Below are 6,613 nucleotides of genomic sequence, written 5' to 3' on the forward strand. Positions count from 1 at the left end.
TCACTTGTGGAAAGTCTCTCTTGATTAGTCGAGAGCTTGCACTCTTATAAGCATTGATGCATTTTGTCATTTCTGTATTAGGATGTGCCTTGAACAAAATATGAACATGGTCTACATCATGATTCCATTCAACTAATGTGGTGTTATAGTTTTCAGATAATCGCACAAACATGTCTTTTGCATAGTCTGATATATCATCATCAAACACATTTCTTCTGTATTTTACGACCAACACAAGATGATAATACAATAAGAATACTGAATGGTTATTGCTATCTAATTTCATTTATATACCAACCTTTATGCTTTATAAGACTGATTATATCAGAGGCAAAATAAAAAGCAAAGCCTTTTGGCTACGCCAAACCGAAATTCATCTCCCACCTACCGTTGGGCTACGCCCTTCACGCGCTTGAGGAAGGAGAATTCTTTCGAGGAATTCGTTAAAATCTGCGATACGATTCAATCTTAATTTAGTTGTTTTATAGAAATATTTCTGGTTTTTAGAAAAAACAATAATCGGAATATTCATTATTTTCTATATTATTTTTAGAAAATAATCCCATTAATAGGAGTGTTATGATTTAATTGTTAGTTAATATCTCATTTTTAGAGCGTTAGTGTCTTTGAGAGAGTCTAAGCAAGCTATTGATTTCATTACTATCACAAACGAACTGCAAAAAAAGAATAGGATTGAAGAGGCGGGAGAAGTCTCGTATCCCACTCAATTAGTTTCTATCGTCCCTATTTAGTAAACTTAAGGAGCTCGTTTTTATGAAAACTACCGAATCAAAAAGTCTATGGGGAAATACAATTTATTTACAAGTTTTCTCTGCGTATTCACTGCTTATGCTCGGAGTATTTATTGACATGTTAGCCATTATGACCATTGTTAGTTTTGAATGGGAAGTAGACCCCACCATGATTGGATTAATTCCCGTTGCGTATGCACTTCCTGGGATTATATTTAGTTCATGGGCAGGCGTGATTGCTGATCGCTTTAGAAAAATTCCAATTATGATGTTTTGTAATCTAATGGTTGGTTTATTAACAATTGTTCTTTTATTTGTCCAAAATATTCATTGGCTTTTGTTAGCATTAATGGTTCGTTCCATTTTCACCGTTTTTTATTATCCTGCACAGCAAACACTAACACGACAGATTGTTTCTCCTGATCTGCTTACCAAAGCGGTAAGTATCAATGGGATAGTTGAGCAAGGAACCAAGATACTGGGCCCACTTATAGGAGGTATGTTACTGGGCTGGTTTCAGCCAGAAGTTTGTCTGATTATAAGGGCAATATGCTGTTTACTAGCTGCTTTGGTTCTGTTGCCCACAATAAGGTTACAGGAATCTCTGTCAAGAGAACATATAGAAAAGAAACAGCAAAGTACTTGGACTGCTTGGTTACAAGGCTGGGGTTATGTATTATCCAATCGGATGATATTATCAACCATGATTTTCTTTACAATAGCTATGGCAGTATTACAATTAGTAGACTCACAGTTCCCTACTTTATTTAAAAGCTTGTTCCCAAATGATAAGAGTAAAATGGGATACATCATTTCTATTATTGGTCTTGGGGGAATAATTGGCGCATTCTTAACTCAGAAATTAAAACATTTTCAATATGGTTGGGTAATATGTGGAGGTATTGCTTTAATGGGAATTGGCTTCGGGGGGATTAGTCTGATAACTCTGATAAGTCCTGGTACATCCCTAATTTTTGCCTATCTGATTAGTTTTATAGCTGGTATTGGAAGTGGACTTATGCTTGTATCCAATCAAGTCATTCTACAAATAGAATCTCATCAAGAACAGGTCGGAAGAGTATTTGGGATTCAAAGCAGTTTAGCAAATGCAGTCCTCATTATTTCTCCTGCTATGAGCGGTCCACTGGTTCACTTTTTCGGAGTAATTGAACTCTATTTTTATGTGGGTATTGGGCTCATCATCATTGGAGTAATTGGGGTTTCACTACAGAAATATATATGGGTTAAACATAAACAAGAACCTATAAGAGTAAATAATTTTTGAAGGGAAGATTTTTTATGGCCAATGAAGAATGTTATCCGTTAAGTCATCCACAGAGGAGAATATGGTATACAGAAGTTATTCATTCCGGTAAAGGGATATGTAATTTAAGGTTTTTATTTAAACTTCACAGAAAAATGGATTATTCAAAATTAAACCGAGTTGTGAATCGTGTTATTAGTGAAAATGATGGTCTTTGCATCAGACTAAAAGAAAATGGGCATCAGCAACCTGAACAATATTTTGTTAAACATGAAGAACAAGAATTTGAGTTTTTCGATTTCAGTTCCGTGAAAGATCCAGATTTGCTGGAGAAATGGATTGAGCAGAAAACACAAGAAACGTTTACATTAGTTGATTCTGATTTATACTATTTTGCTTTAATAAAATTAAACGATAATGAATGTGCAGTCTTTGGGAATGTTCATCACATTATCATGGATGGTTTATCAATCCAAATTTTTACTAGTCAGATTGCTAAATATTATTATGAGATTCATAGCGAGACTGATGAAGGCGTACTTAGAAATTCATATGTTAAATTTCTAATCAATGAACAAACATACTTGAATGGTAGTCGCTTTCAAAAAGATCAAAAATTCTGGTTAGAGGAATTCAAAACACTTCCATCTGTGACGGGATTGAAGTCCTATAATGCGTACCAAGTTAGTACGAGAGCATCACGCGAGACGTTTATATTATCGGAGTATTTGAAGAGAAAGATAGAAAAATTTTCTGAAGATTATAAAATTAGCGCATATACTCTTTTTGTTGCTGCGTTTTCGTTGTCGATGTATCGGTGGACCTCGTCGCTTGATATTGCATTAGGAATGGCTTATGGCAATCGTATGACTAAAATGGAGCGGGAATTAATTGGAATGATGGTGAGTACAGTTCCTCTAAGAATGGATATCGATCCTGAAGAAGAAGTACTTTCATTTATTGGTCGAGTGTCCAGAAAACAAAGTAAATCATTACGACATCAGAAATTTCCATTTGATTTGTTATTAAAGCAGATTAATAAAGAGAACAACAGCAATGTTAGACTTTTCGGAACTACGATTGATTATAGAGATCGTGATGAAAGTGGTGACTCACTTTGGATTCCAAATGGTGAAGAAATGCAAGATTTTGCAGTACATATTGAAAATTTGACTGATATAAACTCTTTACAAGTACATATTGACTATCGTAAAGAGCTATTTTCTAAAGAAGAGATAAACCGCTTTTTTAAAACTATGTTAGCAATAATAGAAAATACATTTAAAAACCCAAAGCAAAAAGTTTCTGAGATTGAAATTATTTCAGAAGAAGATAAAAGAAAAAGTTTAGTAGAGTTCAATGAACCAAAGCTTGACTTTCCATATCATGCAACCATTCATGAATTGTTTGAACAGCAAGCGATGATTTATCCAAATGCTATTGCAGTTATGTATGAAAAGGAGAGGGTTACCTATAGAGAGCTAAATGAACGTGCAAATCAGTTAGCACATTATCTACAGAAAAAAGGAATAGGACCCGATTCTTTGGTGGGCCTTTGTGTTGAACGTTCTCTGGGAATGATTGTAGGCATTTTGGGGATTTTGAAGGCTGGTGGAGCTTATGTTCCACTTGATCCAACATATCCAGAGCAGCGACTTCAGTATATTTTAGAAGATGCTAGCATTCAATTAGTTGTAACGCAAGAAAGTTTAAAAGGATTGAAATGGTTACCAGAAAATATAAAATCGATTTGTCTTGATCGTGATCGAGATGAGATTGAGCAAGAAAGTAAGACTTTACCGATTTCTAATGTAAATCCTCAACACCTAGCTTACGTAATCTATACTTCGGGATCAACAGGGAATCCGAAGGGCGTCATGGTAGAGCATAACAATGTTATTCGTTTATTTAAATCAACGGAATGTTGGTATCAGTTTAATGAAAAAGATACTTGGACGCTTTTTCATTCTTATGCATTTGATTTCTCAGTATGGGAAATTTGGGGAGCATTATTGTATGGTGGAAAACTGGTTGTTGTTCCTTACTGGATTAGTCGATCGCCTAAGGATTTCTATCAACTATTGGTAGAGGAAGAAGTCACGGTTCTAAATCAGACGCCTTCCGCATTTCGACAATTAATACAGGTGTGTGAACAAGAGGATGAGAATAAAAATTTGCATCTACGTTATGTAATATTTGGTGGGGAAGCATTAGACCCTATTAGCTTGTTACCGTGGTTTCTAAAGTATGGAGAGAAGGAAACACAGTTAATTAATATGTATGGAATTACAGAAACTACCGTTCATGTTACTTATTTTCCGATTACTCTAGATGAGGTCCGGTACTCTTCACATAGTAATATCGGAAAACGGCTTCAAGATTTAGAAGTGTATGTGCTAGATGCCCGTCAACAGCCTGTGCCTATTGGTGTAGATGGGGAACTATATATTGGTGGAGCAGGGCTTGCACGTGGGTATTTAAATCGACCTGAATTAACTGCAGAGCGCTTTATACCTCATCCATTTAGCAGTGATCCGAAAGCAAGATTATATCGGACAGGAGACTTGGTGAGATTCTTGCCGGATGGGAATCTGGATTATCGTGGACGAATTGATCACCAGGTGAAAATTCGTGGCTTCCGAATTGAAATTGGGGAAATTGAATCTATTTTAAACGCACATGCATCTATAAAAGAGGCTGTTGTGATTGTTCGAGAAGACCAGCCAGGTGATAAACGATTGGTGGCTTATGTTGTAGGGGATGGGAATGTAGGTGTGTGGAGAGAGTATCTTAAAGCGAAACTACCTAGCTATATGGTTCCTTCAGGATTTGTGATGATGGAAGCTATTCCACTAACTGCTAACGGGAAAGTTGATCGTGAGGCTTTACCTATACCAGAGGAAAAGAAGGTTAAAAGTGAATGTGTTACCCCTCGGAATAGTAACGAAGAAAAACTAGCTACCATTTGGAAGCAGGTATTAGGGGTTAAAAAGGTGGGAATTCATGATAACTTCTTTGAAATTGGTGGGGACTCGATTCTCAGCATTCAGATCATATCACAAGCGAGTCAATCGGGATTAAAACTTACTCCAAAGCAAATGTTTGAATGCCCAACTATTGCTGAGTTGGCACAAGTGGTCACAGAAAATCAGGGAGTACAAGCGGAGCAGGGAGTTGTGACAGGAGATGTACCTCTTACTCCAATTCAGTACTGGTTCTTCGAGCAAGAACATTTACGCCCACATCATTGGAATCAATCGATGCTTTTAAGAGTAAGCGATAGATTAGATATGAAGTTACTAGAGGGAGCTTTATTAAATTTACTTAAACATCATGATGCTTTACGTTTCCGGTACGAGCAGTTACCAAATGGAACCTGGAGGCAGAGAAACGAGGGAATTAATGAGCAGTCTATACTTCGTGTGGTAAAGCGGAACAATGCTAATCAACAGGTGTGGAATCAAGTGATACAAGAAGAGATGGATACCACTCAAGCCAGCTTCAATTTAGTTACAGGTCCGTTAATGAGAGTAGTTTACTTTGAGGATATGTTGAATGGGAATGATCGATTATTCTGGGTGATTCATCATTTAGTAGTAGATGGGGTATCATGGCGAATCCTATTGGAAGATTTACAGGCCGTATACAACCAGATAAAACAAGGTCAGAAGGTTCGGTTACCTACGAAAAGTACATCTTTTAAAGAGTGGTCGGAACGACTGCAGACATACAGTGATTCAGGTATTTCAAAAGAATTACAAGATTATTGGAAGGAGCAGGAAGAAAAAGAAACGATTCCGATTCCGATGGACTACCCAATACAAGAAACAACAGAAGAATTGATTGTTCAAGTGACGAGGACTTTAGGAGTAGAAGAAACCCATGCGCTTTTACAAGAAGTTCCAGGAACTCATAAGACAAGGATTAACGAGGTACTATTGACGGCACTGGGACAAGCTATAGTCGACCGTACAAATCAGCATAAGGTTTCTATTCATCTGGAAGGACACGGGAGAGAAGAGCTGATTGAAGGTGTTGATCTTTCACGGACAGTGGGGTGGTTCACGAGTATTTATCCCGTTCACCTTGATTTTCAAGGAACAACAACACCTATTGAAGGATTAAAGGCTGTGAAAGATCAATTGCGTCGAATTCCGAATCATGGCGTTGATTTTGGCATTTTACGCTACTTGAACAGAGAATTACTCCCATTCTATCAGCAGCAAAAACCATCAATAAGCTTTAACTATTTGGGCCAATTTGATCAAGTGTTTTCCGAAGAATCTTTATTTATGCAAGAGACAGGGTTTACATTCTTAGACCATGCTCAAGATTCCAAACCATCTCATCTAATTGATGTCGTGGGTATGGTAAAAGATGAGAAGCTACATTTTGTTTGGATGTATAGTAGAGAACAGTTTTCTAGATTAACAATTCAAGCGATGGCAGATGGTATGTTGAGGCATCTTCGTCAACTTATAAATAAACCAACAACAGAGTCTGCTTTTACAGTATCAGATTTTGGTGATGCGGAGGACCTTACGGAAGAAAGCTTGAGCAAAGTATTACTTAAATTAACAAAGAAGAGGGTGTAAAG

General features: G+C 36.9%; 4 protein-coding genes. 3 read left to right on the plus strand and 1 reads right to left on the minus strand.

All coding sequences use genetic code 11. From position 1 onward, the window contains the following. The coding region (gene tnpA / locus CQZ94_RS26315) for an IS200/IS605 family transposase (RefSeq protein ID WP_105587873.1) at positions 1 to 286 on the minus strand (286 nt) is incomplete at its 3' end. 319 nt (positions 287 to 605) lie between these two features. Here tnpA and CQZ94_RS32475 point away from each other — a divergent pair. Genes CQZ94_RS32475 through CQZ94_RS26330 form a run of 3 tightly spaced genes read left to right on the plus strand, consistent with a single transcriptional unit; the run spans position 606 to position 6,611 of the window. After that, entirely contained in the window at positions 606 to 752 is a 147-nt protein-coding gene (locus CQZ94_RS32475; RefSeq protein WP_105587858.1) for a DnaB-like helicase N-terminal domain-containing protein, read from the plus strand. 22 nt (positions 753 to 774) lie between these two features. Further along, complete coding sequence (locus tag CQZ94_RS26325; protein WP_105587860.1) at positions 775 to 2,037, plus strand: MFS transporter; 1,263 nt, start codon at positions 775 to 777, stop codon at positions 2,035 to 2,037. A 14-nt stretch (positions 2,038 to 2,051) separates the two neighbouring features. Further along, a complete protein-coding gene (locus tag CQZ94_RS26330; protein WP_105587862.1) occupies positions 2,052 to 6,611 on the plus strand; it encodes a non-ribosomal peptide synthetase in 4,560 nt (1,519 codons plus the stop codon). Positions 6,612 to 6,613: the final 2 nt, after the last annotated feature.

It is taken from the genome of Bacillus sp. MYb209 (assembly GCF_002975175.1).
In the GTDB taxonomy this organism is placed as follows: Bacteria; Bacillota; Bacilli; order Bacillales; family Bacillaceae_G; genus Bacillus_A.